Below are 26,315 nucleotides of genomic sequence, written 5' to 3'. Positions count from 1 at the left end.
GCAACAAGTTTTTTATTCCACGAAATGATAGCGCTTTAATTGTGTTATGATATAGATGATAGACATCTTAATTTTGTTTTTAAGTTTGAAGGGAGTTTGATAACAATGGTTGTAGAGGAAAAAACTTCAATTTCAATAGAAGAAATGGTTGTAAAGGCCAGACAGGCGATGGCGGAAATTCATGGTTATTCCCAAGAGCAAGTTGATACTTTAACCAAAGTAATCGCAAAGGCGATTTTTGATAACGCAGAGCCTTTAGCTAAACTCGCACGAGCAGAAACCGGCTTAGGTCGTGTGGATCATAAAATTGACAAAAATATTGGCATGGCGACCAATATCTACAGTAGTCTGGTGGGCAAAAAATCTGTTGGTGTCCTGCGGGAAATTCCTGAAGCCGGCTTGATTGAAATCGGTCATCCAATGGGCGTTATCGGTTCGGTAACGCCGACAACGAATCCGACGATTACCCCGCTAGGCAATGGGTTAATGGCAATCAAAGGCCGCAATGCAATGATTGTTTCACCCCATCCTCGTTCAAAAAAAACGACGACAGAAACAATCCGTCTGATGAGGGAAGCTTTAGTTAGCGTCGGTGCGCCGGCTGACTTGCTGCAGGTGATTGAAGAACCCAACATTGAGCTATCTCAAGAGCTGATGAAAAAAAGTGATGTCATTGTGGCAACCGGTGGACCGGGCTTGGTTAAGTCTGCTTACTCGAGTGGAAAACCGGCTTTCGGCGTTGGCCCGGGAAATGTTCAAGCGATTTTAGATCGCGATTTTGATGTGGTGACGGCTGCTGAATTGTCTGTTGTCGGTCGTTCCTTTGACAATGGCATTGTGTGCGCCTGTCAGCAGAGCTTATTTTATCCGGTTGAAAAAGAAGCGGAACTTTTTGCAGCCTTAGAAAATCAAAAAACCGCCATCTTTACCGATGAAGCGGAGGTCAATCGATTGCGAGAAGTAATTTTTCCAGCGGGTCGCACAAATCCTGAAATGATTGGTCAATATCCTGAGGTAATTGCTAAAGCGGCTGGCTTATCGGTGCCGGAAGATACCGAAATTATTGCTGTGAAGGTTGCGGGAATCGGGTCAGCAGAATTATTCAATAAGGAAAAAATGTGTCCGGTGCTCGTGATGAAAAGTTATGAAACCTTTGAAGTGGCTGTCGACTATGCGAAGGCCAATCTTTTATTAGAAGGGGCTGGCCATTCAGCAGGGCTCTTTTCAAATAATCAAGAGCACATAGTGTACACAGGTTTGACATTACCTGTCAGTCGGATAGTGGTTAATCAGCCGACCATTGATGCGGGCGGTTCACCGACTAACGGATTAAATCCAACCTCATCTTTAGGCTGCGGCTCGTGGGGAAATAATATCATTTCTGAAAATCTAACGTATCGGCATTTAATCAACGTTCAGCGGGTGGCGTTGCCGCTAGCGCCGCAAATAGTGGATAATTTATGGGAGTAGTAGTTCCTGAAAAAAATAAACAGCTTGAGCAACTACTTTGATAGCTTTGCAGTTGCTAGCTCACTTTAATATTCCATTCAATTGAAAATTAATCGGTTCATTCAGTAAAAGACAGGCGCTTTGAATTTCTAAAAAAGCATTTAAAACTACCCTCTAAGGCGGCTGTTCAGTCGAATCTTAGAGGGTTTCTTGCGGTTAAAAAAAATCAAAATTTCTAAAATATTTTGCTTGCTCTGGTACGCGTTTCATAACTTATACTTAACTCAGTTAAAAAACTTATTATAAATAATGAAAGAAGGATGATTTTATGTATACTTATGTGAAAATTACCGATGCCAAGGAAACAAAGTTTTTCTATGCGATTATTGATTTTTCAGCCGGTAAAATGGTGTTACAGCAACCGCGAGGGTTCTACCAAAAGGCAATCTGTGAAATTCCGCTAGCAAAAATCAGCCATCTCGATACAACTGATTTCTTTGGCGTGGATGGTATCAGCTTTTATTATGAGCACAGCTTGTATCAATTTCAGTGTTATGGATTAGGTGTGATAGAATATCTACAGGAACATTTGACGGCGGTAGCGAGCTAAGTCAGCGTTTCTTGTTAAACGAAAAGAAAAATAAAGTTAAGCAGATTGAGTCTAAGTTCACAGATATTTGTTTACTTGCAAAATCAGGAGGGCAACAAGATGGCCAATATCCGTGATATCGCTAAACTTACCGGTTATTCGGTCGCCACGATTTCTCGTGTTATCAACAATAATCCCTATGTCGATGAAAAAAAACGGCAAGAAATTTTAAAGGTGATGGCTGAAGTCAATTATATTCCCAATCGAACAGCGCAGATGTTGAGTTCTGGGAAAACTAAAAATATTGGGGTGATTGTCCCCTATGTGAATCACCCTTATTTTGACCAATTGATCAGCGGCATTATGACAACAGCTTTTGATTATGGCTATCAGATTACCCTGCTGCCGACAAAGTATGACCCGGAAACGGAGAAAAAATACCTGCAGCAGTTAGCAGCTAAAAGTTTTGACGGTTTAATTCTAACTTCACGGGCCAATAATTTAGTCGATATCTTTCCCTATTTGGATTATGGCCGGATTGTTTTTTGTGAGGATATTCCCGAATTATCCGACGGCTGTACGTTTATCAATCGCATTGATTCTCTAACGGAGGCCCTTAATTATTTGAAAGCTCAAGGAGTGCGTAATCCTGGGGTGACTCTTGGTCGTAGTCGCACCTTGAGTTATAATTCAAAAATTACGGTGCAATTATGTCATGAAATTTTTGAGGATTTTAGCGAAGAGAATATTTTTTGGAACAGTTTAACTATTGAGGACGGCAAAGAAGCAGTGCCGTTTTTTAAAGAACGGCAAGTGGATGGAATCTTTACCAACGGCGACTTGGTAGCTGCGGGGATTCGGATGCTCATGCCGGAAATGGAATTACTAATTGGCCGGGAAAATCTTTTTATCAGCGATGTCCTGCACATTTCAACGATTGATCATCATTTAATTGAATGTGGCAGCACAGCCTTTGAACTGGCAATCCAAGCTAAAAAGGGCATTTATTCAATGCCCTATGAATTTATCATGAGGAGTAATCAATAAAAGACTGAAGCAGCCAGTCTGTCATATAGTAGATAGAGCCGCCTTATTTTCGACGATGTTAGTGAAAATAGGGCGGCAAAATCTTTTGCTGACAGCTGACTGCTCCAGTCTTTTTTGTGTTTTTAAAATGTTTTCATTAACCATTTTTTATGGAGTAACTTTACGCATAATAATCAATAATTTGTTTAAGTAAAGCAACCGAATCCTGCTCAGTTTTTTCATTGTAATACTTGGCAAAGCGGGGGTCCTCAACATACATCAAGGCTAAATTTTTATGATACTCTCCTGAATAAAACGGGGCTGCTAATGTTAGCCATTTTTTATGGGCGGTAAAGGCCGCTTCAGCCAGTGGGCTAGGAATCGCAGGCGTCGCTGTTTCCAATAATTGATTGAGGGTTTCAATCAGCGTATTTTCAGCTGCCTGCAGCTCATCAAATTGACTTTCTGTCAATTCCTGCCATTTTTGATTGGTACTAGTCAATTGCTCGACTGGATATTTTGCTTTTAGTTCTGCACCATATTTTCTTTGATTTTCCGCTAGTTTGGCGGCTTTGAAAGCGGCGAATTTTTCTGAATCTGGCATGTCTTTTTCTCCTTTATAATAAGCTAATGTTTCACTGACGGTCTGCAATAATAAATCAATTTGCTCTCTTTTGGCTAATAGTTGCTGATAATGCTGTTGCAACGCCTGTTGATAATCAAAATCCGTTTGATCGAGAATTTTTTGAATCTCCTCTAGAGAAAATTCTAATTGCCGATAAAAAAGAATCTGCTGCAGGCGGTTGACTTCATTTTTACCGTAGATGCGATAACCCGCCGAATTAAGGCGAGCTGGCTTTAAAAGAGCAATTTGGTCATAATAGCGCAGCGTGCGGGAGCTGATCCCAGATAATTTTGCTAGTCTTTGCACCGTGTATTCCATTTTTTAAGTCTCCTCGCAATTTTTCTGGTTAACCTTAGTTTAAACCTTGACGTTAGGTAAAGGTCAAGGGGTTATGGTCAATTTTTTTTGAAAGTTGATGTATAATAAATTATTCATAACTGGAGGATTGAGAGTATGAAATTAATTGAAACACCGATTAATTCCAATTTAAATTTGGAAAATACCTATCCCAATATTACCAAGTATATCTTTGATTCACGGGCAATTAAATTTTACAAAATGTACTCATTGGACCGCAATCAAATTATTTATGCGGATTTGTATGATGTCATTCGGATTGTTATGATTAATACCAAGAAGAAAATCACCAAACAAGAGGTCGACTTTACGATTCATCGGCTCTTACATGCGACTAGAGAGCAGGTCAAAGTTACTGTGGGGGTCAAGGAAAAGATGACTCAAGCCGGCTTTAAATTTACGCAGCCCCGCAAGGATATTGTGGTAATTGAAATGCCGGTACCAGAAGATTAAGGCAACTGTAAAGAGAGGATTTAGTTTATGAAATTAATCAAAAGCCAGTTAAACACCAGCGTGTCCTTGAGACGTGTCTATCCCATTATTTGTTCTTATTTATTCGACAATGTGCGGATTAAATCCTATGAAATTTATACTTTGGATCGGACGACTATCTTGAAGGTAGACACCTTTGATTCGATTGTCCTCGTGCTTTTTAATAAAAGCCGGAAAATTGAGCAGACCGAAATTGATTTTGTTTGTGATAAATTATTAGCAGGAGTAAAGGGCGGCGATTGCATTTACCTGGACGGCGTATTAGAAAAAATGGCCGCACAGGGCTTGGAATTTACAGCTAAGGATTTCGTTGTTATCCAAAAAGCCGTGACACAAGACTAAAGACAGAGAGCCTGTAGTATCAGTGCTATCTAAAGAAATTATCAAAATAAGGCGCTTCTGGGTCATCTAATAATTGTGGGACTCAGATTTAGAAAAAATTTTGCTGAGAAGTTTGATAAATTTAGCATTTAATGCTAAATCAAGCTAATTCAGCAGTTCTTTGAAGCTTGTTTTGGTTTTGCTAATTGGATAGTAGTTGGTACAGCAGACTCTTTTCATTTTTTAGTGAAATTTTCAGCAGTTTTAAGAGATTTCTGCAAGAAGTTTTGCGTTATTGGCTACTGTTTAAAAGTTTTTTGTTATAATAGCAGTTAAATAAATGACAGGGGAGTTTCAGGATGAATAAAAACTATGCAGATGACAGTTTGACCTTGCATACGGATTTGTATCAGATCAATATGATGCAAACCTACTTTGATTTAGGGCGAGCAGACTTGCATGCAGTATTTGAATGTTATTTTCGGGATATGCCTTTTCGCAATGGTTATGCGATTTTTGCCGGTTTAGAACGCTTGGTCAATTATTTAGAAAATCTAACTTTTTCTGAGAGTGACCTCGATTATTTACGGGAGGTCAGCGGCTATTCAGAAGAGTTTTTAACTTATTTGAAAAATTTTAAATTTAAATGTACCGTTCGTTCGGCTTTAGAAGGGGACATCGTCTTTAACAATGAACCAATTGTTCAAGTGGAAGGTCCTTTGGCACATTGCCAGCTTGTGGAAACAGCGCTGTTAAATATTATTAATTTTCAAACGCTGATTGCGACTAAGGCGGCTAGAATTAAATCAGTCGTCGGCGATGAACCCTTATTGGAATTTGGAACGCGTCGTGCTCAAGAATTAGATGCGGCTATCTGGGGGACTCGCGCAGCTTATATCGGCGGTGCCGATGCGACCTCTAATGTCCGAGCGGGAAAAATTTTCGGCATTCCAGCTAGCGGTACCCATGCCCATTCGTTAGTCCAATCCTATGGCAATGATTACGATGCTTTTATGGCTTATGGCAAAACCCACAAGGACTGTGTCTTTTTGGTGGACACTTATGATACTTTGCGCTCGGGTGTGCCTAACGCCATTCGAGTGGCCCGTGAGCTTGGCGACCAGATCAATTTCTTAGGGGTGAGGATTGATAGTGGCGATATGGCTTATATTTCTAAAAAAGTTCGGGAACAATTGGACGATGCCGGCTACACCGAAGCTAAAGTTTATGCCTCAAACGATTTAGATGAGGAAACAATTTTAAATTTGAAGATGCAAAAGGCTAAGATTGACGTCTGGGGTGTCGGTACCAAGCTGATTACGGCTTACGATCAACCAGCTTTAGGTGCGGTCTTCAAATTAGTTTCAATTGAAGATGAACAAGGAAAGATGAAGGATACCATCAAATTATCTTCAAATGCAGAAAAAGTTAGTACTCCCGGTAAAAAACAAGTTTGGCGGATTACTAGCCGGGCTGATGGCAAGAGTCAAGGAGATTATGTAACGCTGTGGGAGGAAGATCCCCGTTTAGAAGAGGAAATCTTTATGTTCCATCCTGTCCATACTTTTATTAATAAAACGGTTCGCGATTTTGAAGCCCGACCGTTAATGGAGGAAATTTTTGTTGATGGCAACCGGGTCTATCAGTTGCCGAGCTTGGATGAAATCAAAGAGTATTCTAATCAGGTCAAAGATTCCTTGTGGGATGAGTACAAACGTGATCTCAATCCGCAAAAATACCCAGTCGATTTATCAACTGACTGTTGGAATCACAAAATGCGCTTGATTGAAAAAGTGCGCAAAGAAGTCCAAAATCTCAATTGAGAATTGCAAAATGAAGGGAGTTTCATGATGACATTACAAACAGAAATTATTGCTGAATTAGGGGTTCAGCCGACTATTAATCCCCAAGAGGAAATTCGTAAAAGCGTCGATTTTTTAAAAGCCTACTTAAAAAAATACCCATTTTTAAAAACTTTCGTCTTAGGCATTAGCGGTGGCCAAGATTCTTCTTTGGCCGGTAAGCTGGCGCAACTGGCGATGACTGAAATGCGCGCAGAAACTGGCGACGACAGCTATCAATTTATCGCTGTGCGTTTGCCTTATGGTGAGCAAGCGGATGAAGCGGATGCGATGCGGGCCATTGATTTTATTCAAGCGGATGTGACACTGCGGGTCAACATTAAGCCAGCTGTTGATGCACAAGTCGCAGCTTTAAATGAAGCTGGTGTAACGATTAGCGATTTTAATAAGGGCAATATCAAAGCCCGTCAACGGATGATTACTCAATATGGGATTGCCGGCGAAAAAAACGGTGCGGTTTTAGGAACCGACCACGCCGCTGAAAACATCACCGGTTTCTTTACAAAATTTGGCGATGGCGGGGCAGATATTTTACCGCTGTTTCGTTTGAACAAACGGCAGGGAAAAATGCTCTTAAAAGAATTGGGCGCAGCACCGGAAATCTACACGAAAACGCCGACAGCTGATTTAGAAGACGGCCAGCCACTCTTGGCCGATGAAGCGGCTTTAGGTGTCACCTATGATGAGATTGATGATTACACAGAAGGCAAGGCTGTCTCAGCCAAAGCTCAAGCGACAATTGAAGGCTGGTGGCAAAAGACACTCCACAAACGTCATCTACCTATTACAATTTTCGATGATTTTTGGAAATAAATCGATGCAGGACATGTTGACTCGTACTTGAGTTAAGGTGTCCTGGTACATAGAGTTAAATGTCGAGTCTGGTAGCGAAACATAAAGCAAGTGTGACTATTAACGAATACAGCGGATTTTTTGAGGCCGTGACATTAGTTAGAAGAGAGCCGATTTTTACGAGGGATAGCTAGTGAGAACCACTAGATGATATGGTTAATTTGCGATTCGGGCCTACTGGACCGCAAGAGTAACTATAAGATAGTTCGAGCTTTCATCTGTTAAAAAGACTAATGTCACAGTCGCAATCGAGTCAACAGAATATTCTGGGGCAAAATTAAACAATTGCCCCAGTCTTTTGCGCTGGAAAGCATTTGCAGATGGACATTTTTAAAGTGCCGGCTCTGAGGAAAGAGGCCCTAGTGAAAGCAGTAGGAAAAAAAATCAAACAGTTTTTGAAACAGCCAATCGTCAAGCTAGTTTTGACGGTCGTTTTATTGTTTATCTTAGTGATTATCAGCAATCTTTATCTGCAGTGGAGTCAAAATGATTATGATACAAGCCTAGCATTCAAATTTGCTTTTTCGTGGCATGTGGAAAAATTTTTCTTAGGCAGTCTGGTTTTAGGCACGCTATTAGTCTTTATCATGTCGATTGCCGGCTCAGTCACTATTGGCGCCATTTTTTATACGTTTGTGATTGGCGTTTTAGGCTATGCCGATTATTTGAAAATGCTCTATCGGGAGGAGCCGATTTATCCCGATGATTTAAAAATGATTGTCGAATTCGGACTATTACGGGAAATGGTCGGCACCGGTCCATTTGTCTTCTTGATGATTTTAGCCGTTTTAATTTTGGCGGTCTTTATCCATCAAATTTACCGCAGCTTTAAGATGAACCGCAAGCTGCAGATTCTGCGGGTAGTGGGTTTGGTTCTTTCCAGTGGTTTATTAGTTTATTTCAGTGATTTTAATAATGAAGACAATCTATTGCGTCAAGCCTATAATAAGACGGCTCTATGGATTCCCTACAGCCAGCAGATGAATTATTATAATGTCGGCTTTGTCGGCGGCTTTTTATATAATTTAAACGTTGATGCGATGGATGAGCCAGCCGGCTATTCTAAAGAAGCCGTCCAAGAAATTGTCGATAAATACCAAAGTCAAGCAACGGAAAACAATCAAACGGCAACCGATGAAGAGCCGAATATCATTTATGTGATGAGTGAAAGCTTTTCAGACCCAGCCAATTTAAGCGGCATTACCGTTGAAGGGGATCCTTTGGCAGATTATTATGCGGTTGCTGATGAAACCTACAGCGGAAAAATGCTGTCACAAAATTACGGCGGCGGGACTGCCAACATTGAATTTGAAGCTCTAACCAGTTTGTCGATGGGCTTGATGAATGTTCAAATGACCACACCGTATACGATGTTAGTCTCTAATCTCGACCAGCTACCGTCGATGGTTTCGCTATTAAGTGGCCGAGGCTATCAAACGACGGCCATTCATCCTTACAATACTTCAATGTATAAGCGGCAAGATGTCTATGAAAAACTAGGCTTTGATGACTTTTTATATGAAGACACGATGACCCATACCGATACGATTGAAAATAATCCTTATATTTCTGACGCTGCGGCTTATTCAGAAATTATGGACCTGTTGAGCACCGATGAGACGCCACAGTTTGTCCATCTCGTCACTATGCAGACCCACATGCCGTATTCTGGCAAATATTCGACTTTGAATTATTCCGCCACCGGCAATGACAACAGCGCTTCGTTAAATAATTATCTGCAGGATATTGCTTATAGCTCTGAAGCGTTGCAGGAATTTTTGACTGAGTTGAATCAATTAGATCGACGGACGCTAGTTGTGTTCTGGGGCGATCATTTACCAGGAATTTATTCCGATGAGATTCAAGAGGAAAATGCTGGGGCGACACTGCATGAGACGCAATTTCTAATTTATGATTCTGCCGGCGAGTTAACGCAGCAGGAGACCCATGATACCATTACTAGTCCGTTTTACTTCGCGCCTAATTTATTGAGTCAAAGCAATCAATCAACGACTGGTTTTTATGAGATGCTGTTAGCTGTTGAGGATTTCTTACCAGCCTTTGAAAAGGGCTTGTACTACCAAGGCAATCAGTGGTTTGAAACAGCCCAGCTCTCCAGCCCGCAGGAGGAAATTTACGAGGAGTACCAAATGATTCAATACGACATTGTCAGTGGCGAGCAATACAGTCTTGACATGGGCTTTTATCAAGACGAGTAAGAAAGCGTATCTGAAATTTTTGACGAACTGCTAGCAGCAAGAAGGAATCTTACTTGTTGCTAGCAGTTTTTTGATTAGCTGAGATTTTTTTAATTTCCCTAGACTTCTGAAAATTCCTCAGCAATAATAAATGAAAAGAACTTATTGAGGTGAGAAAATGACGTTTGTCAAAAAAGATAATCAGCGATTTTACAATCCAATTCGCCGAGCGATTTTAAATCATGGAATGATTCAACCGGGGGACCGAGTAGCGATTGGCATGAGCGGTGGGAAAGACAGTACCAGTTTGCTCTATTTTTTAGATATGATTCGCCGGCAGCAGCGGCTAGGATTTGATTTTGAAATTGTGCCAATCAGTTTAGCGATGGGCTTTGAAATGGATATAACACCTCTAGAAAATTTTGTGGCATCCTTAGGTTATCAATTAGATGTTGTGGATACTAATATTGCCCAAGTCGTGTTTGATATCCGCGAAGAAAAATCGCCTTGCTCCTTGTGTGCTAAATTGCGCCGCGGCTATTTATATAACCGGGCAAAAGAATTAGGCTGCCAGAAGGTTGCGTTGGGGCATCATTTGGATGATGCCATTGAAACTTATTTCATGAATTTTTTACTCCATGGGAAAATGAATAGCTTTGAACCTAAAAGCTATCTGACAAGAACCGGCGTCACTTTAATTCGCCCGCTGCTTTATCTAGAGGAGACGGAAATCAAACGCTTTGTGAAAAGAGAAGAGCTGCCGGTGATTTTTAATCCTTGCCCGGTGGATAAAAAAACCAAACGAGAAGAAATGAAACATTTGGTGACCCAGCTTTCAGAGACTTATGGAGATATTCGCGAAAAATTTGTGATGGGCATGGAGCAGGGTACGGCCGCTGATTTTTGGAGTGCGGATAAATAGGTTGGTATGGACTGCTAATTTTTAAATTAATAAAAAAATATTTGACGTTGAGTTGATAAACAGATAAATACCCTGATTGGCACAGTCACCAATCAGGGTTTTTTTTGCGCTGTCAGTTTTTTTCAAAGTCTAAATTCGTTGGCCCAGCTTGATAGATTTCTTCTTCCTTCCAATCGGTGGTGGGCACAGTGTGGTCGACCACTTCAAACTTGGCGCTATCCACCCAAATTTTTCCTGCACCCTGTAAAAGAATGCCGATATTGATGATGGTGGTTTCCACAGGGACATCTAAAACAGTAAAATAGTAGTTCCAATCACGAGTGCCTTGAATAGGCCGGTTTTGCATATTATCAAATTTTAAAATTGTATCGGTGAAGCCACCATCCATCCGCATCCATAAACCAGCCCAGCCAACGACTTCATCGGCTTTAATAAAGGCCGAAAATTTTACCCGTTTACCAAGATAATTTTCCGGTGTAAACTGCTGTAAAATTGTGGCAAAGTCCGGTTGTTCAAAAGTGTCAGCGGTGCTTTTCAGCAGGGCAGCTTGGGTTCCAGAATGAAAGGTTTGCTGGTCGAGTTCTAGTTGATATTTTTCACTGGCACTGCCGGAAAATAGCCAGCCAGAAATTTCAGTAGTTGTTGTCATATTTTTTTCCTCCTGAGAAATTAAATTTGTTAAAGTCTTTCGATAAAGCTTAGGTGGCAGATGAAATTTTTGCTTAAAGGCTCGACTAAAAGCTTCTTGCGAGTCAAATTGGGCGACTAAGGCAATCTCTAAAATGCTGATTTGGCTTTGGGTCAATAGTTTGCTGGCCAGCGTTAACCGTCTTTCCTTGATGTAGGTATAAAGGGGGATGCCAACTTCTTTTTTAAACAGGCGGTGAAAATAAAATTTCGACAGTCCGACAGTGTCGGCGACTGACGCCAAAGATAAGTTTTCAGTCAAATTAGCTTCAATGAAAGTAATCGCTTGTTGAATTTCAGCGGTATGCATAGGCTGCTTCCTCCTGTAATCAAAGTATAGCAGGATTAAAAAAACTTTTTTTGATATATCTTGCTCAATTTTGAAAAAATGACGAGCTAAAAAAAGAAAATTTTTCTTTCGTTGAAAAAAATGCTATGATTTCAATGAAATCGTTTTCTTTAGTAAAGGAGGAATTTTATGCGGAGCGATAAATTTTTACAACCAGGCTTACTACCAAATCATGAATTAACCATCCCTTATCAAGTGGCTGAGCCGTGGTTTAAAGTATCAGACCAGCAAATGCAGCTGGAGGGACTCTGTTTTGATCGTAAGGGGGATTTATATTTTGTCGATGTTTTTGGTGGCGGGATTTATTGTTTGCAGCTGCCTGAAATGCAGCTGACACAAATTGCGCTGTTGGAAAGTCAAAATCCAGCAGCTTTGAAAATTCATCGGGACGGACGCTTATTTATTTGCTGTCTAGGCGATATGGAGAGTACCGGCAGCGTCCTTGCTATGCAGCCAGATGGTAGCGGGCTAGAAACAATTGTTAATGCCTCCTTTGGTTTTGTGATTGATGATTTGATTTTTGATGAAGCAGGCGGTTTTTATTTTACCGATTTTAAAGGGTATTCCTGCAACCCGATTGGCGGAGTCTATTATGTGTCTGCCGATTATCAAAAAATTACCCAAGTGATGGGCAATATGGCCGTACCCAATGGTGTGGCTTTAAATCCAACCAATGATGGCTTGTGGACAACAGAGATGAGCAACAATCGTTTGCATTTTTGGAGTCTAGCGGAGGATCATGTCACAATCCCGGCATACGGCAGTGCCGTGCCTTATCACTTTAGCGGCTTGGAAGGACCAGATTCAATTTGTATCGATGCTCTGGGAAACTTATACGTTGCCATGTATATGCAAGGGCGTGTGCTGGTCTTTAATCCAGAAGGCCTACCGATTGAACAGATTTTCCTGCCGGAAAGAATCCAGCGGCAGATGCTGCGTTCGACAAGTGTTGCCGTTTATCCAGAGCAAAAGCAGCTGGTCATCTGCTCAAATGACGGCAGCGGTGATGGCGGTTCTTGGTTGTATCATGCTAAGAGTTTTGCAGTCGGTCATAAAAATTTCCAATTTCAATAATTTTTTTATTTCTAACAGAGTGAAAACCTTTACCTGAAAAAATTCCTTAAAAAGATTGCAGTCCCCTCTTGCAACAGTTATAATTGATTTTGTAATTAAATATCGCCTGTGGTATTTACATGAGGGAGTAACTAGCAGCAAAGAGTTTGCTGTGACAGCGTCACCAACACCGGAAGAAATTTTCTGGCGCTGTCTTAAATAGTGAGACTTATGTACGCTTTTTGAGTGTACGTGAGTCTATTTTTTTTACTCTGAAATCCCGCAGCACATATTTAAAAATTAGGAGGATGAAAATGTCAGAAGAAAAAAAGGCGCAGGTTCAAGCTCCCTTTTATGCGCAAACAGAGGCTGAGGTCCTGCAGGAAGTTCAGTCGTCTGCCGAAGGGTTAAGTGCTAGTGAAGCCCAAAAGAGAATTCAAGAATATGGTCTCAATGAGCTGGAAGAGGGCAAGAAAAAAAGTCTCTTCATGAAATTTTTAGAACAGTTCAAAGATATGATGATTATTGTATTGATTGCAGCAGCAATTATTTCAGCAGTCGTCTCCCACGAGCTTGTTGATTCTATCATCATTCTTCTAGTAGTTGTAATCAATGCTGTGATGGGTGTCTTCCAAGAATCCAAAGCCGAACAAGCGATTGAAGCTTTGAAAGAAATGTCAACGCCCAATGCGAATGTTTTACGAGATGGCCACACTTTGTCAATTAAAAGTAATGAATTAGTCCCAGGGGACATCGTCTTGCTGGAAGCTGGGGATGTTGTCCCAGCAGATATGCGTTTAATCAGCTCTAATTCATTAAAAATTGAAGAGGCAGCTTTAACTGGTGAATCAGTGCCAGTTGAAAAAGAAATCGTTGTTTTAGAAGGCACTGATATTGGTATCGGTGACCGAATCAACATGGCTTATTCAAACTCTAACGTGACTTACGGTCGTGGTACCGGGGTTGTTGTAAACACTGGGATGAATACCGAAGTTGGTAAAATCGCCAACATGTTAGCTCAAGCGGATGAAACAGAAACACCGTTGAAAACCAATTTAAATGACTTAGGTAAATTCTTAACCATCGCAATTATTGTGATAGCTGTCATCATGTTTGTTGTAGGAATCGTGATTAACGGAACTGACCCAATTGATATGCTGTTAACTTCTGTTTCCTTAGCCGTTGCAGCCATTCCGGAAGGGCTGCCAGCGATTGTAACAATTATTTTAGCTCTAGGTACTCAAGTAATGGCCAAACGAAATGCCGTTATTCGAAAATTACCAGCTGTTGAAACATTAGGTTCAACAGATATTATTGCCTCTGATAAAACTGGTACGTTGACATTGAACCAAATGACCGTTGAAAAAATCTTTTTTGACAATACCCAAGTACCGGCTGGCGATGATGTTAGTCATGACAATCTAGCATTAAAAGTGATGACCTATGCCAATGATACTAAATTTGCCCAAGACGGCTCTTTGATTGGCGATCCAACCGAAACGGCTTTGGTGCAATACGGGTTAGATCATGGCTTTAACGTAACGGAAAAAGTTGCTGCTGAACCACGGGTCGCAGAATTGCCATTTGATTCTGATCGGAAATTGATGAGCACCATTCATCAATTAGCCAATGGTAAATTCTTAGTGGCTGTTAAAGGTGCGCCGGATGTCTTATTACAACGGACAACCGAAGTGTTATTAAACGGTGAAGTAAAACCGATGACAGCCGAAGAAAAAAATATTATTTTAGAAAATAATACCGACATGGCTCGACAAGCTTTGCGGGTGTTGGGAATGGCTTACAAATATCTTGATGCAATCCCAGCAGAATTAACGACAGAAGACTTAGAAAATAATTTAATTTTTGCTGGCTTAGTCGGCATGATTGACCCAGAACGTAAAGAAGCTGCTGAAGCTGTGCGGATGGCTAAAAAAGCTGGTATTCGTCCAATTATGATTACCGGTGACCACCGTGATACAGCCGAAGCGATTGCCGCGCGTTTAGGAATTATTAAAGCCGGTGATGATGATGCTGTTTTAACAGGTGCTGAATTAAATGAAATGTCAGATGAAGAATTTGCTAAGCGGGTTCATGAATACTCCGTTTATGCTCGGGTTTCACCAGAGCATAAAGTTCGGATTGTTAAAGCGTGGCAGACTGAAGGTAAAGTAGTTGCGATGACCGGTGACGGGGTGAATGATGCGCCTTCATTGAAGCAAGCAGATATCGGTATCGGCATGGGGATTACCGGAACGGAAGTTTCTAAAGGTGCTTCTGATATGGTCTTAGCCGACGATAACTTTGCGACTATCGTCGTTGCCGTGGAAGAAGGCCGTAAAGTCTTCTCCAATATTCAAAAAACTGTTCAATATTTATTGGCTGCCAACTTAGGGGAAGTCTTAACTTTATTTATCGCAACTTTACTTGGTTGGGATACGTTATTGCCAATTCATTTATTATGGATTAACTTAGTAACTGATACATTCCCAGCGATTGCTTTAGGAATGGAACCGGCTGAAAAAGATTTGATGAGCCACAAACCACGGGGCCGTAATTCCAATCTCTTCTCTGGCGGTGTTCTTAGCAGTATTATCTACCAAGGTATCTTAGAAGGTGCGACGGTTCTTTTCGTTTACTGGGCAGCAATTCAATGGCCAGTTCACACTGGTTACGATGCAATCCACAGTGATGCATTGACGATGGCATTTGCAACGTTGGGCTTAATGCAATTGTTCCATGCCTTTAACGTAAAATCCATCCACCAGTCACTGTTCAAAGTCGGACCGTTCCGCAATAAAACCTTTAACTGGGCGATTCTATTATCATTTGCATTAATGATGGTGATTATTGTCGTACCAGGCTTAAATGATATTTTCCGGGTGGCACATCTGGATATGTATCAATGGGCAATCGTCTTAGGGGCCTCATTTGCAATTATTCCAATCGTGGAAATTGTGAAAGCTATCCAACGGGCGATGGGCAAAGAGTAACATTTTTTAATTTTAATAAATAAAACTTGTCTTCGATTATCAGAAGGTCGTCTAGAGTCAGCATCATTGCTGACTCTGGCTACTAGGCTGATTGAGGCAAGTTTTTTTATTTTAAAAAAATAAAAACAGCCTGACTGTTTGATTAGTCAGGCTGATGTCTATAATAAATTTTTCGCAATTTCTTATGTCTGCAGTGATATCATGACATAATCAAATTTAAAGAAATTTCGCAGCTCTACTGAGTGAAAGCTTTCTGTTAAATCTGATAATCCCTTAAATCTGCCGCTACTTCAAATTCCGCCTCAGTGATTGCTCTGACATCTTCCACTGATAACGCAGGGTCTTTTTCACTCAAAACTAATTGCCCCTCCACCATTTTAAAGACAGCTTTTTCAGTGATAATCATATCGACAACGCCGTAGCCGGTTAAAGGTAAGGTACATTTTTTCAAAATTTTTGATTGGCCGGCTTTATTTGTATGAGTCAGCATGATGACAATTTTTTTAGCGCCCGCTACTAAATCCATAGCACCGCCCATTCCCGGTGAACGGCTCGGCATTGACCAGTTGGCGATACTGCCTTCTTGATCGACCTCTAAGGCCCCCAAGATGGCCACATCAACGTGGCCGCCACGGATGATGCCAAAGGAAACCCCGACATCAAAAATCGAAGCCCCGGGTAAAAGAGTAATAGGAAAGCCAGCAGCATTGGCATTATCAGAATTTTGCTCACCAAGTTTCGGTGTCGGCCCCATACCCAACGCACTATTTTCTGTTTCCAGCTGCACCTCCACACCGTCAGGAATAAAGTTGGCGACATTGACAGGCATCCCAAAGCCTAAGTTTACAACGGAAGCACCAATTAATTCTAAACCGGCTCTCTTTGACATTTTATCTCGATCATTCATCTTTATCCCTCCTTTATTTAGCAAAACGATTGGTTTCAATCCAGCGCTGTTCCATTACTTCTTCCTGTTCATCAAGAGTATTTCCTTGAACAACAGCTTTTACAAAAGCGCTTGGTGTACCAACTCGAATCGGTTCTAAGTCGCCTACTGCAACAATCTCATTGACTTCGGCAATTGTGAAATCAGCTGCGGCTGCTATAATGGGATTACTGTTAATCGAAGCTCCTCGATATTCAATGTTGCCTAATGTATCTCCTCGGTAGCCTTTAATAATGGCCAAGTCAGCCCGCAAAGGCACTTCAAGAATATATTTTTTGCCTTCGACTTCAATAATCTGTTTGCCTTCTTCCATTTTTGTTCCGATGCCAACAGGAGTCAAAGCCCCACCGAGGCCATATCCGCCGCAACGAATTTTTTCTGTCCAAGTCCCCATTGGGAAAAGCTCTACCTCAATTTCATTGTTCTTAATCGCTTCCTGCACTTCTTCGGTTGTTCCGATATGAGAGGTAATATATTTTTTTACCTGTTTGTTTTTAAATAGCGGAGCAATATCAAAGCCTCCTGGAGGATTTGATGAGACTATCGAAATAATCGTCAAATCCTTGACACCAGATGCAACAATTTTTTCAATACATCGCAACGGAGCACCAATTCCTAAAAATCCACCAATCATAATCGACATGCCGTCATGCAGCTGTTCAGTTACTTGCTCCAAGGTGATTACCTTATTCATAGAACTCCTCCTTTTAGTAAATGAAACTCATTTGACTCAACAACAAGGCTCGGAATCGTTTTGAAAAATTGCAGAACAACAAAAAGAAAACGCTTTCAATTTAATTATAGCATAAAGCAGTTCTGTGAAATACTGACTCTTTTCAAATAGTTGGCATATTTTTTTCTAAAAATTTTTTGAGGAAGCATTTTCAGAAATTCGAATTAAAGACTGATAAACAAGTAGTTTTCAAAGCTGATAGTGATTTATTTTAAAAATAGGTCTCAGGGCTGATATTCAAAAAGCAAGACTTGAGGTAATATTAAGAGTATCAAGATGACGGTGAAATATTTTCTGAATATTTTTTTATTTTATAGGATGAAGTGAGTAGTTGTGTGTTGCGCAGAGTTTTATTATAAGGCAAAAGCAGTTGAGATTTAACCAGGACGAGGAGGTTGAGTATGGAAAAGATTCAGCAGTTATCAACGCGAGAGTTGCATTCGTTTGTTTATTACGTTGGTCTAGCTCCCAAGAATAATTATCTTATCGCTCGGCGGCAGTTGAATTTTAATTCGAAAAATCATTGGCAGGGTTCGGCTAATCTGGCATGGACCGCGTTGAAGGAAGAAGAATACTTATTAGCTTTTGGTAAAAAGCGGTTGATTGTGAAACGAAATCATTCTTTATTGGGTTTGGGAGCCTTTGATAAACGAAAATTTATCACCCATTTCTTTTGGCAGGATTTACAGCAGGTTTCTCTGGAAGATACACCCGAAGAGTATTGGCTGAGTTTTTTGGCAAACGATGAGACCTTCTATTTTAGAATTGTCAAAGATGATGACAATCTAGACTCTTTAAAACTATTGCAAAACTGCAGTAAAAAATTCTGCCCGAAAAAATAAATAAAACCATATGTCGAAACAATAAAACAGGAATTGTTTCGACATATGGTTTTTGTTTTGGGAAAATTTTTTTGCAACCTTGAGTTTTTCTAAGTGCAGTTACCATAGAGCTATCCAAGCTGAATATTAACGAGAACTGTCAGTAATGACCTCAGCCTTCAATCGATATATTTTTGAAGGGCGACCAATGCCAACAGGGCGCTCGCCGATTTCCTCAAAATAGCCTAACATTGCTTTTTTAAAGTTAGAATGGTCAATCGACTTATAATCGACCCCTAAGAAATTGGCAAAAACTTTACGGGCCTCAGTAATCGTGAAGCTATCGCCTAAAACTAAAAGCACTTGCGGTTCATGATCCATTTTATTAATAATTCGCTGATAGGCCTTTAAAATCAGCTGATTGTGGTCAAAGGCTAAAGTATTTTTACCAACCGATTTTCCCGAAGGAATATCTAAAACAATTTCAATCTCATCTTTAGTCAAAAATAACTGCTGGCCTTGATGCTTCAACGTGAACCAGCCAACCTCTTTTGCATCATCACCAGCAACCAAGGCTTCCTCGCCAATAAATGCTAGATAACTAACTGTTACGACCCAACCACGGGGATCACGTCCAGGTGTTGAAAAGGTATGAAGCTGTTCAATATTCTCATCAGTAATACTGACGCCGGTTTCCTCAAAAGTTTCCCGCAACACACTGGCTTCCGCTGATTCATCTGGATTGACAAAGCCACCGGGAAGGGCCCAAGAATTGCGATAAGGATGACTTTTTCTTTGAATGAGTAACAACTTTATCTCATCAGCAATTTTATTGTAGCAAACCAATACAATATCAACTGTCAAAGAAGGCTTTTCATAAGTGGGATGTTCCTGTTGCTGATACCAGGCAATAAATTCTTCAAAACTGGCCGTTTGCTCAAAATATTTTTTTTCAGCTGCTTTAGAAGGAAAGTCCATTCAGCTGCCTCCTTAATAAAAGTATTTTATACTTTATTGTATCACTTTCTTGAAAAAAGAAAACTGCAAAGTTGAGAAAAGTAACACGTTGCTTTTACCAGTGGGTGAATGTTTTTATGAAAGTTGATCTCAGTTTTGAAACGCTGCCTTATTTTCGACAGCCCCTTTTTTGAAAAAAAGAAAAAGGTTTAAGGAAAAAAATTCCCTAAACCTTTTAATACGCAGTGATATCAACCTCTAAAATGATAGTGAACGTGAACCAGGTATAGCTATCATTTTTTTAGAGATTTTATAGCGCCTCAGCTAATTTTTTCGCAAAAGCTTCCAATTTTTGGATATCTTCTTCCTCAGCAGCTAAATCAACTTTCACCGCATCGGCGCCTTTTGTTGCGCCGATTTTAAGAAAGGCAGCTTCAAAGTCGTCAATCGACTTGCCAAAATCATCATAAAAAGTATCACCAGAGCCACAGACGCCGAAAATTTTCCCGGATAAATCCAATTCCAATAAATCCTCATAAAAATCAACAATTTCATCCGGTAAATCACCATCGCCATAAGTATAAGTGGCAACGATACACAAATCTGCGTCTTCAAAATCTGAAGCATCAACCTGTGTGCATTCGTTTAACTCAACTTCCAAATCTAAGTTTTCTAAAGCTTCTGCGACAATATCGGCAACCTCTTCTGTATTACCTGTTAAGCTCGCATAAACAATTTTTGCTAACGCCAATCTGTTCACTCCTATGTTATTACTCGGTACTTGCTTGACTGATACTCACGCCTACATCTGTATTACCCATCAATTTTTTAGTGTAATAAGATGACCGCATTTGCAGTTCACTGTACATTGTATCATATCCAAGCTCCTCCACAAGCGTTTCTTTGCTAGAAAACAAGTTGGTGCCTAGGCCCAAACGGTCACCCTCAATAGTCGCTCCAAGGGCAGCTAAAGTAGTTGGATACATATCTAAACTTGAAAACTGCCGATTTTTTGTATCTTCTGTAGCAATTGTGGTAGCTGGATTAATAATCGTATTAAAGACAGTCCGAGTATAATCAGCATCTAAATCTTCAAAGAAGCCTGTGTCCATACTTAAATGGTCACCAGTGATAATAATTGTGGTGTTCTCGTAATAAGGCTGCTGCTGGATATATTGAATAAATTCAGTCAGCATAGCGTCACTCCAATGGATCACATTTGCATATTGCGAGTCAAAAAGTTGTGGAGTATTTTCTGTCAATAAACCGTCGGGAAAGTGCGTGTCCGCTGTTAGCATTGTAAAATTAAAAGGTGTACCTAAGCTGGCAATTTGGTCCAGTTCGTTTTTAGCAAATTCAAGTAATTTTTCATCTTCATATCCCCACCAAACACTATAATCTTCAGGGATCCATTGTTGCTCTTTGGCATAATAATAATCAAAAAACTCATAATCACCATGCTGAGAGAAATATTTATCTCTTCCCGAAAAGGCGATATCTGAACCTAACATAAAGTAGTTTTGATAACCGTTCTCTTCTAAAACTTGCCCGAGTGAGTACGCACCGGGCAAATAACTCTTAGTTTCATCGCCGTACTCGTTTTCATTAATGGAAGTAATTACGGGCGTGCCAGAGGTTTGTGAAACGAGTCCGCCAGCAGTAAAGTTGGTTCCTGGCAGAGTCAAGGCCCCGCCTAAGAGCTCTGTATTTGAAAAATTAGTATTTTCTAAAGCTAAATTAGTTAAGCCAGGGAGCAAGTTCTCAGACTGCGCACCGCCAAGCTCTGACGAGGTAAAAGTAGTCTCTAACGATTCCACATAAATGTAGATCAGATTCCTTTTCTCTGCAGGGAACTCGATAGCAACAGTTTGAGGCTCGACGTAATAACTTTCAAAAAGCTTTGTCTTATCAAAAAAAGCACTTTTAACGTTTTCAAAGCCAAATGCTGAAATCCCTAAAAAAAGATTTCCAACGGTTAAGATTAAAGCAATGGGAATTGCTAAGAAACGAAGGAAAGAACGGGAACTTTCTTGAGCTTTGCCAGGAGAAGTTATTTTATACCTAATTAAGAAATACAGTCCACACCACACCAAGCTACTAATTAAAGCGCTAGACAGCAAAGGCCCAAAAACAAAACTTTCCATCTGAACTGAGGAGCTACCCTCCAGAGGCTGGCTTAAAGTGTAAACGATTTGATTAATATCTAATTCACCAAAATAATTCAAAGCCCAATAGCAAGAATTTAAAAATAGAAAGCCAGCAAAAATCAAGATAAAGGCTGCGAGATACAATAAAATGCGCAAAGTGATAGCTAACCAAGTGGAACTTTCTTGATAACGATGAACAATCCTGATGTTAGGTGCTGTTTCAAATAAATAATCGCAAATAATCGGGATTAGACAAAGCGATGTTACGGTTAAGGCAACGACTAGCATATCGGTGTTAGGAAAAAAAAATATCTCATTTGTAGAGGCAAAGTCTAACGGGGTAAAAAAGTTGCTGTAAAGTACTAAACCAAATAAAAAACTATTTAATGTAACTAACACAAAGGAAAATAAACGTAACTTTCTTTCCTTATAATAAAATAATCCGAAAAATAAAACTGAAAAAAATAAAACTGTAACTCCCATGACACCTACTCCTTGTAATTGTAACTATTTAAGAATATAGCACAAAAAACGATGGGATTAAAGGGTCGACAAACTAAGTTTAACCATCTTATAACTTCTTTAGGTGGGAGTGTTTTACTTTTTTTAAAAGATTCGTTAAACTAGGTTCAGAAAACTCTTTGGAATAGGGATTCTTCCTTGAGCCTGTGAGATTAGTCTTTTTACAGAAGAAATTTCGAACTATGTTATACTTGCCCTTGCTGTCCAGTAGGTACGAATCGCAAATTAACAATTTCTAGTGGTTTTCACTAGCTGTCGTTCGTAAAGTTTGACTTTGTTCTAACTAATGTCTCAGCCTCAGGTCTAAAGAAGTGAAAGATTGAGGAGATAATTGAAATGATTACATTAAAATCCACCCGTGAAATTGATGCTATGGATGAGTCTGGAGAATTATTAGCTGATGTTCATCGCCATTTGCGGGACTTTATTAAACCGGGAATTAGCAGCTGGGACATTGAAGTTTTTGTTCGCAACTTTATTGAAAGTCATGGTGGTGTTGCAGCCCAAATTGGTTTTGAAGGATACGAGTATGCAACTTGTATCAGCATCAATGATGAAATTTGCCACGGCTTTCCACGGAAAGAGCCCTTAAAAAGCGGTGATTTAATTAAGGTTGATATGTGTATTGACTTAAAAGGTGCTATGTCAGATTCCTGCTGGTCATATGTGGTCGGCGAGTCGACACCAGAATTAGACCGTTTGATGGCAGTTACCAAAAAAGCTTTGTATATTGGTATTGAACAAGCGCAAATTGGTAATCGCATTGGCGACATTGGTCATGCAATTCAAACATATGTTGAAGGTGAAGGGTTCTCAGTGGTACGGGATTTTGTCGGCCACGGCATTGGGCCGACCATTCATGAGAGTCCGTCAATTCCCCATTATGGAGAAAAAGGTAAAGGCCTTCGTCTGAAAGAAGGTATGGTGATTACTGTTGAGCCCATGGTAAATACAGGGACTTGGCGAATGAAAATGGATCCTAATGGTTGGACTGCCTATACTTTGGATGGCGGATTAAGCTGTCAATATGAGCATACGTTTGCAATAACTAAGGAGGGTCCAAGAATTTTAACCTCACAAGGGGAAGAAGGAACTTACTAAAGTTTTTAAGGGAGCGGGTACAGTGTTTAAACGACTGCAACAGCGACTACAGGTTTCCCAATTTATTCGTGTTGTTCAATCACGAATGGCCGAAGCCGAGCTGACAAATAGCTCGGTGGTTGTGGCATATTACCTGCTGCTCTCGCTTTTTCCATTGCTGATTGCGATTGGTAATATTTTGCCTTTTTTAAATTTGGATGCTGAAGTTGTTTTAACCTATTTAAAAGAAGTGATTCCCAGTCAAATTTTTTCTTTTCTGGGGGATGCCATTGAAGATTTGTTAACACAAGGATCTGGAGGATTATTGTCTATTTCGGCATTGGCGGCCTTATGGTCGGCCAGCCAAAGTATTAACGCACTGCAGATTGCCATGAATAAAGCCTATGGTGTTGAAAAGCGCGGAAACTTTATCATCGTCCGTATCGTATCTTTGTTGGTGATTATTCTTTTTATGGTGGCACTGGCACTGTCGACGTTGGTATTTGGTTTAGGCCGCATTATTACAGAATATTTACAGCCGATTTTACAATTTCCGACTGAATGGCTCTCAACTTTTCAAACCTTGCGTTGGCCGGTGACGGCTATCGGCTTACTAGTTATAATGGGGCTGATTTATCTTGTGGTTCCCAATGCAAAAGTATCCTTGCGTTCAGTTTTACCGGGGGCAATTTTTGCAACTGTCGGCTGGATGCTCTTGTCACAAGTTTTTGGACTTTATGCTCGTTTTTTTGCTTCTCGGGTCAGCAGCTACCAAGTTATCGGTAGTTTCATTGTCTTGATGATTTGGTTGAATATTGCAGCGATGATTATTATCTTAGGTGGTATTATCAATGCAGTCGTGGCTGAGTATACAACGGGCCACGAGGTAGAGGAGCGTAAAGGACTTGTCGATCAGGTGAAAAAATTGACTGGGGCTGATGAGCAAGATGATTTTGAAGAAGAAAATAAGGGGAGATCATCAACAGCCGCAGGGCAAAAAGCTGAAGAAGAAATGACCGGCTTTGGCAATCAGAAGGAATCTGACAAGTGAGTAAAGATTTGACAGTATTCTATCTTTAAATAAAAAAGCATCTTAAAATCAAATTTTAGATTTTAAGATGCTTTTTATTAAGCTTTTCTTTACTTCTGCTTGCTATAGTGGAGACTGCAGATTTTTGTTGAGAAAGGGGCCGATGTCGAGTATACTTTTTTAAGTGTAAAATATCAGCTACTATAATAATATGAAATGAAAATATTCCAAAAGTTATAAGGAGAAAAATATGTTTGAAAAGAAAAATCTAATTTTGCTAAAGGAATTAGTAAAGACTGATTTTAAACTGCGCTATCAAGGGAGTTTAATGGGCTATGTTTGGTCAATTTTAAAACCATTAATGCTGTTTACAGTTCAATATATCGTTTTTGTCCGATTTTTAAAATTCGGACAAGGAATTCCCAATTTCGCAGTTGCTTTGTTGTTAGGGACAGTGATTTGGAGCTTCTTTAATGAAACGACAAACTTAGGGATGTCTTCCATTGTAACCCGTGGGGATTTGTTAAGAAAATTAAGTTTTCCTTCCTCAATTATTGTGATATCGATTTCTCTGAATGCTTTGATTAATTTGTTAATTAGTTTAGTCATTGTATTTTTGTTTGGCTTAATTAATGGTGTGACGATAAGCGCTTATTTCTGGTTGGCACCATTATTGTTAGTGGAACTTTATGCTCTCTCTTTAGGGGTTTCCTTTATTTTGGCAACAATCTATGTCCGATTTAGAGATATTGGTCCGATTTGGGAAATTGTTTTGCAGGCTGGAATGTATTTAACGCCAATTATTTATCCGATTTCTCTAGTGGTGGATTACAGTCCGACAATTGCCAAATTATTAATGCTTAGCCCGATGGCCCAGCTGATTCAAGATTTGCGGTATTTGACCATCGGTGAAGCCTACACACCGGTTTGGCAGATGATTAATACGAATTGGCTCATTGCGATTCCGTATGTTTTACCATTTTTAATTTTAATTATCGGTTATCGCATCTTCATTAAAAATTCTAAGAAATTTGCGGAGATTATTTAATATGGAAGAGAAAAAAGAGTACGCAGTTAAAATAGATAATATATATAAAACGTTCCGTTTGCCGACTGAGAGTACTACTAGTTTAAAAAGAACCTTGGTGAATTATTTTAAAGGCATCAAGGGTTATCAAGAACAGCACGTCTTAAGAGGACTTTCTTTTGGTGTAGAAAAAGGCGACTTTTTTGGAATTGTTGGTCGTAACGGAAGTGGTAAATCAACCTTATTGAAAATAATTTCTCAAATATACGTACCAGAGCAAGGTACTGTTGAAATTGATGGGAAACTGGTTTCCTTTATTGAACTGGGAGTAGGCTTTAATCCAGAATTAACTGGAAAAGAAAATGTCTACTTGAATGGCGCAATGTTAGGTTTTTCTGATAAAGAAGTGGATGAGATGTATGACGACATTGTAAACTTTGCAGAGCTGCATGAATTTATGAATCAAAAGTTGAAAAATTATTCCAGCGGGATGCAGGTGCGGCTAGCCTTTTCAGTCGCAATTCAAGCTAAGAGTGATATTCTAGTGTTGGATGAAGTTTTAGCCGTTGGGGACGAAGCCTTTCAAAGAAAATGTAATGATTATTTCACTGAGGCAAAAGAAGCTAAAAAGACAATTATTTTAGTGACCCACGATATGAATGCCGTTAGAAAATATTGTAATCGAGCGGTTTTAATTGATCGTGGCGAAATCAAAGTAATTGGCACCCCGGATGATGTTGCCAATCAATATTCTTTGGACAATGTAAATCAAAGCGGTTCAGCAACAGTTATTGAAGGTAGCAATCAAGCCGAAGCAGATTTAAAAGAAGCTGAAGTGGTAGAAGAAGTTCAGCATATTAAAGATTTTAAAGTAAAACTATTATCTCCTCAGCTGCTTGAAGGGGATAATCGTGAAATTAGTTTTGAAATCAGCTACAATGTTTTAGAAGATATGCAAACTTATATTGCTTTTTCCATCGAAGACATTGACCGCAATAGTTGGATGTATAATGATAATTCTTTTGATCAAATGACGAGCGGGAAGGGCCTTAAAACATACCGCTATACTTGTCAGCTAGACGAAATAAACCAGTGCAAACTCAAATTGAATGTGTCCATTAGAAATGACAAGGACGAGCCTTTTGCGTTTTCCGATAGTGAAAATTCACCGGTGATTATTATTTCTCCAAAGACCGAGATGACTAAAAGCGAAAGAATTTCCAGCAGTGGAATTTTAAAACGAAATGGTCAGTGGGTCATTGAAACAGGAGCAGAATAGG

Annotated in this window: 23 protein-coding genes; 16 read left to right on the top strand and 7 right to left on the bottom strand. The window is 39.9% G+C overall.

The window, feature by feature from the left end:
- Positions 1-105 precede the first annotated feature (105 nt).
- The 3 genes from AC1Z3S_RS16120 (at position 106) to AC1Z3S_RS16110 (ending at position 3,085) form a co-directional block, all read left to right on the top strand.
- Entirely contained in the window at positions 106-1,470 is a 1,365-nt protein-coding gene (locus AC1Z3S_RS16120; protein WP_461741208.1) for an aldehyde dehydrogenase family protein, read from the top strand.
- A 307-nt stretch (positions 1,471-1,777) separates the two neighbouring features.
- Positions 1,778-2,059, top strand: a complete 282-nt coding sequence (locus AC1Z3S_RS16115; protein WP_461741207.1) for a hypothetical protein — start codon at positions 1,778-1,780, stop codon at positions 2,057-2,059.
- A gap of 99 nt (positions 2,060-2,158) precedes the next feature.
- Positions 2,159-3,085 (top strand): LacI family DNA-binding transcriptional regulator, encoded by a 927-nt coding sequence (locus AC1Z3S_RS16110; RefSeq protein ID WP_461741206.1) that lies wholly within the window; start codon positions 2,159-2,161, stop codon positions 3,083-3,085.
- A gap of 160 nt (positions 3,086-3,245) precedes the next feature.
- On the opposite strand, the gene AC1Z3S_RS16105 is transcribed toward AC1Z3S_RS16110, so the two are convergent.
- Positions 3,246-4,007, bottom strand: a complete 762-nt coding sequence (locus AC1Z3S_RS16105; protein ID WP_461741205.1) for a MerR family transcriptional regulator — start codon at positions 4,005-4,007, stop codon at positions 3,246-3,248.
- A gap of 135 nt (positions 4,008-4,142) precedes the next feature.
- Here AC1Z3S_RS16105 and AC1Z3S_RS16100 point away from each other — a divergent pair, with 135 nt between their 5' ends.
- The 6 genes from AC1Z3S_RS16100 to AC1Z3S_RS16075 all read left to right on the top strand — a co-directional run bounded on the left by AC1Z3S_RS16100 (position 4,143) and on the right by AC1Z3S_RS16075 (position 10,693).
- On the top strand, positions 4,143-4,499 hold the full coding sequence (locus AC1Z3S_RS16100) for a DUF1827 family protein (protein ID WP_461736362.1): 357 nt from the start codon (positions 4,143-4,145) through the stop codon (positions 4,497-4,499).
- Positions 4,500-4,526: 27 nt separating this feature from the next.
- The gene (locus AC1Z3S_RS16095; RefSeq protein WP_265458363.1) at positions 4,527-4,880 is read left to right on the top strand and encodes a DUF1827 family protein; all 354 of its coding nucleotides are present in this window, start codon (positions 4,527-4,529) and stop codon (positions 4,878-4,880) included.
- Positions 4,881-5,218: 338 nt separating this feature from the next.
- Positions 5,219-6,682, top strand: coding sequence for a nicotinate phosphoribosyltransferase (locus tag AC1Z3S_RS16090; protein ID WP_461741204.1), 1,464 nt, complete (start codon positions 5,219-5,221; stop codon positions 6,680-6,682).
- A 27-nt stretch (positions 6,683-6,709) separates the two neighbouring features.
- Positions 6,710-7,534, top strand: a complete 825-nt coding sequence (gene nadE / locus AC1Z3S_RS16085) for an ammonia-dependent NAD(+) synthetase (protein WP_461741219.1) — start codon at positions 6,710-6,712, stop codon at positions 7,532-7,534.
- Positions 7,535-7,935: 401 nt separating this feature from the next.
- Positions 7,936-9,792 carry an LTA synthase family protein gene (locus AC1Z3S_RS16080; protein ID WP_461741203.1) on the top strand — a complete coding sequence of 619 codons (1,857 nt, stop codon included), beginning with the start codon at positions 7,936-7,938 and terminating at the stop codon, positions 9,790-9,792.
- Between the two features lie 157 nt (positions 9,793-9,949).
- The gene (locus AC1Z3S_RS16075) at positions 9,950-10,693 is read left to right on the top strand and encodes a tRNA 2-thiocytidine biosynthesis TtcA family protein (protein ID WP_461741202.1); all 744 of its coding nucleotides are present in this window, start codon (positions 9,950-9,952) and stop codon (positions 10,691-10,693) included.
- 112 nt (positions 10,694-10,805) lie between these two features.
- On the opposite strand, the gene AC1Z3S_RS16070 is transcribed toward AC1Z3S_RS16075, so the two are convergent.
- A complete protein-coding gene (locus tag AC1Z3S_RS16070) occupies positions 10,806-11,690 on the bottom strand; it encodes a helix-turn-helix transcriptional regulator (protein ID WP_461741201.1) in 885 nt (294 codons plus the stop codon).
- A 168-nt stretch (positions 11,691-11,858) separates the two neighbouring features.
- On the opposite strand from AC1Z3S_RS16070, the gene AC1Z3S_RS16065 reads away from it, so the two are divergent.
- Both AC1Z3S_RS16065 and AC1Z3S_RS16060 read left to right on the top strand, forming a co-directional pair.
- The gene (locus AC1Z3S_RS16065) at positions 11,859-12,803 is read left to right on the top strand and encodes an SMP-30/gluconolactonase/LRE family protein (RefSeq protein ID WP_461741200.1); all 945 of its coding nucleotides are present in this window, start codon (positions 11,859-11,861) and stop codon (positions 12,801-12,803) included.
- A gap of 293 nt (positions 12,804-13,096) precedes the next feature.
- The gene (locus tag AC1Z3S_RS16060) at positions 13,097-15,772 is read left to right on the top strand and encodes a calcium-translocating P-type ATPase, SERCA-type (protein WP_461741199.1); all 2,676 of its coding nucleotides are present in this window, start codon (positions 13,097-13,099) and stop codon (positions 15,770-15,772) included.
- A gap of 256 nt (positions 15,773-16,028) precedes the next feature.
- Here the strand turns inward: AC1Z3S_RS16060 and AC1Z3S_RS16055 are convergent, their stop codons facing one another.
- Positions 16,029-16,679, bottom strand: a complete 651-nt coding sequence (locus tag AC1Z3S_RS16055) for a 3-oxoacid CoA-transferase subunit B (protein ID WP_461736370.1) — start codon at positions 16,677-16,679, stop codon at positions 16,029-16,031.
- A gap of 13 nt (positions 16,680-16,692) precedes the next feature.
- The gene (locus AC1Z3S_RS16050) at positions 16,693-17,412 is read right to left on the bottom strand and encodes a CoA transferase subunit A (protein ID WP_461741198.1); all 720 of its coding nucleotides are present in this window, start codon (positions 17,410-17,412) and stop codon (positions 16,693-16,695) included.
- Positions 17,413-17,852: 440 nt separating this feature from the next.
- On the opposite strand from AC1Z3S_RS16050, the gene AC1Z3S_RS16045 reads away from it, so the two are divergent.
- Positions 17,853-18,293 (top strand): hypothetical protein, encoded by a 441-nt coding sequence (locus tag AC1Z3S_RS16045; protein WP_461741197.1) that lies wholly within the window; start codon positions 17,853-17,855, stop codon positions 18,291-18,293.
- 126 nt (positions 18,294-18,419) lie between these two features.
- On the opposite strand, the gene AC1Z3S_RS16040 is transcribed toward AC1Z3S_RS16045, so the two are convergent.
- The 3 genes from AC1Z3S_RS16040 to AC1Z3S_RS16030 all read right to left on the bottom strand — a co-directional run bounded on the left by AC1Z3S_RS16040 (position 18,420) and on the right by AC1Z3S_RS16030 (position 21,859).
- Positions 18,420-19,250: an NUDIX hydrolase gene (locus AC1Z3S_RS16040; protein ID WP_461741196.1), complete on the bottom strand. Its 831-nt coding sequence runs from the start codon at positions 19,248-19,250 to the stop codon at positions 18,420-18,422.
- A gap of 289 nt (positions 19,251-19,539) precedes the next feature.
- Positions 19,540-19,980: a flavodoxin gene (locus tag AC1Z3S_RS16035; protein WP_461741195.1), complete on the bottom strand. Its 441-nt coding sequence runs from the start codon at positions 19,978-19,980 to the stop codon at positions 19,540-19,542.
- Positions 19,981-19,999: 19 nt separating this feature from the next.
- Positions 20,000-21,859 (bottom strand): LTA synthase family protein, encoded by a 1,860-nt coding sequence (locus AC1Z3S_RS16030; protein WP_461741194.1) that lies wholly within the window; start codon positions 21,857-21,859, stop codon positions 20,000-20,002.
- A 375-nt stretch (positions 21,860-22,234) separates the two neighbouring features.
- Between AC1Z3S_RS16030 and map the strand changes: the two genes are divergently transcribed.
- From map to AC1Z3S_RS16010, 4 genes are all read left to right on the top strand, one after another.
- Positions 22,235-22,999: a type I methionyl aminopeptidase gene (map, locus tag AC1Z3S_RS16025; RefSeq protein WP_461741193.1), complete on the top strand. Its 765-nt coding sequence runs from the start codon at positions 22,235-22,237 to the stop codon at positions 22,997-22,999.
- A 22-nt stretch (positions 23,000-23,021) separates the two neighbouring features.
- Complete coding sequence (locus AC1Z3S_RS16020) at positions 23,022-24,029, top strand: YihY/virulence factor BrkB family protein (protein WP_461741192.1); 1,008 nt, start codon at positions 23,022-23,024, stop codon at positions 24,027-24,029.
- A 229-nt stretch (positions 24,030-24,258) separates the two neighbouring features.
- Positions 24,259-25,056, top strand: coding sequence for an ABC transporter permease (locus AC1Z3S_RS16015; protein ID WP_265458385.1), 798 nt, complete (start codon positions 24,259-24,261; stop codon positions 25,054-25,056).
- A 1-nt stretch (position 25,057) separates the two neighbouring features.
- The gene (locus AC1Z3S_RS16010) at positions 25,058-26,314 is read left to right on the top strand and encodes an ABC transporter ATP-binding protein (protein WP_461741191.1); all 1,257 of its coding nucleotides are present in this window, start codon (positions 25,058-25,060) and stop codon (positions 26,312-26,314) included.
- Position 26,315 lies beyond the last annotated feature (1 nt).

Source organism: Enterococcus sp. LJL90, assembly GCF_056924355.1.
Note: the sequence above shows the minus strand (reverse complement) of the source record. Positions and strands in the feature narration are given on the sequence as shown.

Excerpts from the sequence above, each read along its gene's own strand:
- AC1Z3S_RS16120 (WP_461741208.1), top strand. The coding sequence starts at position 106 with ATGGTTGTAGAGGAAAAAACTTCAATTTCAATAGAAGAAATGGTTGTA.
- AC1Z3S_RS16115 (WP_461741207.1), top strand. The coding sequence starts at position 1,778 with ATGTATACTTATGTGAAAATTACCGATGCCAAGGAAACAAAGTTTTTC.
- AC1Z3S_RS16110 (WP_461741206.1), top strand. The coding sequence starts at position 2,159 with ATGGCCAATATCCGTGATATCGCTAAACTTACCGGTTATTCGGTCGCC.
- AC1Z3S_RS16105 (WP_461741205.1), bottom strand. The coding sequence starts at position 4,007 with ATGGAATACACGGTGCAAAGACTAGCAAAATTATCTGGGATCAGCTCC.
- AC1Z3S_RS16100 (WP_461736362.1), top strand. The coding sequence starts at position 4,143 with ATGAAATTAATTGAAACACCGATTAATTCCAATTTAAATTTGGAAAAT.
- AC1Z3S_RS16095 (WP_265458363.1), top strand. The coding sequence starts at position 4,527 with ATGAAATTAATCAAAAGCCAGTTAAACACCAGCGTGTCCTTGAGACGT.
- AC1Z3S_RS16090 (WP_461741204.1), top strand. The coding sequence starts at position 5,219 with ATGAATAAAAACTATGCAGATGACAGTTTGACCTTGCATACGGATTTG.
- nadE (WP_461741219.1), top strand. The coding sequence starts at position 6,710 with ATGACATTACAAACAGAAATTATTGCTGAATTAGGGGTTCAGCCGACT.
- AC1Z3S_RS16075 (WP_461741202.1), top strand. The coding sequence starts at position 9,950 with ATGACGTTTGTCAAAAAAGATAATCAGCGATTTTACAATCCAATTCGC.
- AC1Z3S_RS16070 (WP_461741201.1), bottom strand. The coding sequence starts at position 11,690 with ATGCATACCGCTGAAATTCAACAAGCGATTACTTTCATTGAAGCTAAT.
- AC1Z3S_RS16065 (WP_461741200.1), top strand. The coding sequence starts at position 11,859 with ATGCGGAGCGATAAATTTTTACAACCAGGCTTACTACCAAATCATGAA.
- AC1Z3S_RS16060 (WP_461741199.1), top strand. The coding sequence starts at position 13,097 with ATGTCAGAAGAAAAAAAGGCGCAGGTTCAAGCTCCCTTTTATGCGCAA.
- AC1Z3S_RS16055 (WP_461736370.1), bottom strand. The coding sequence starts at position 16,679 with ATGAATGATCGAGATAAAATGTCAAAGAGAGCCGGTTTAGAATTAATT.
- AC1Z3S_RS16050 (WP_461741198.1), bottom strand. The coding sequence starts at position 17,412 with ATGAATAAGGTAATCACCTTGGAGCAAGTAACTGAACAGCTGCATGAC.
- AC1Z3S_RS16045 (WP_461741197.1), top strand. The coding sequence starts at position 17,853 with ATGGAAAAGATTCAGCAGTTATCAACGCGAGAGTTGCATTCGTTTGTT.
- AC1Z3S_RS16040 (WP_461741196.1), bottom strand. The coding sequence starts at position 19,250 with ATGGACTTTCCTTCTAAAGCAGCTGAAAAAAAATATTTTGAGCAAACG.
- AC1Z3S_RS16030 (WP_461741194.1), bottom strand. The coding sequence starts at position 21,859 with ATGGGAGTTACAGTTTTATTTTTTTCAGTTTTATTTTTCGGATTATTT.
- map (WP_461741193.1), top strand. The coding sequence starts at position 22,235 with ATGATTACATTAAAATCCACCCGTGAAATTGATGCTATGGATGAGTCT.
- AC1Z3S_RS16015 (WP_265458385.1), top strand. The coding sequence starts at position 24,259 with ATGTTTGAAAAGAAAAATCTAATTTTGCTAAAGGAATTAGTAAAGACT.
- AC1Z3S_RS16010 (WP_461741191.1), top strand. The coding sequence starts at position 25,058 with ATGGAAGAGAAAAAAGAGTACGCAGTTAAAATAGATAATATATATAAA.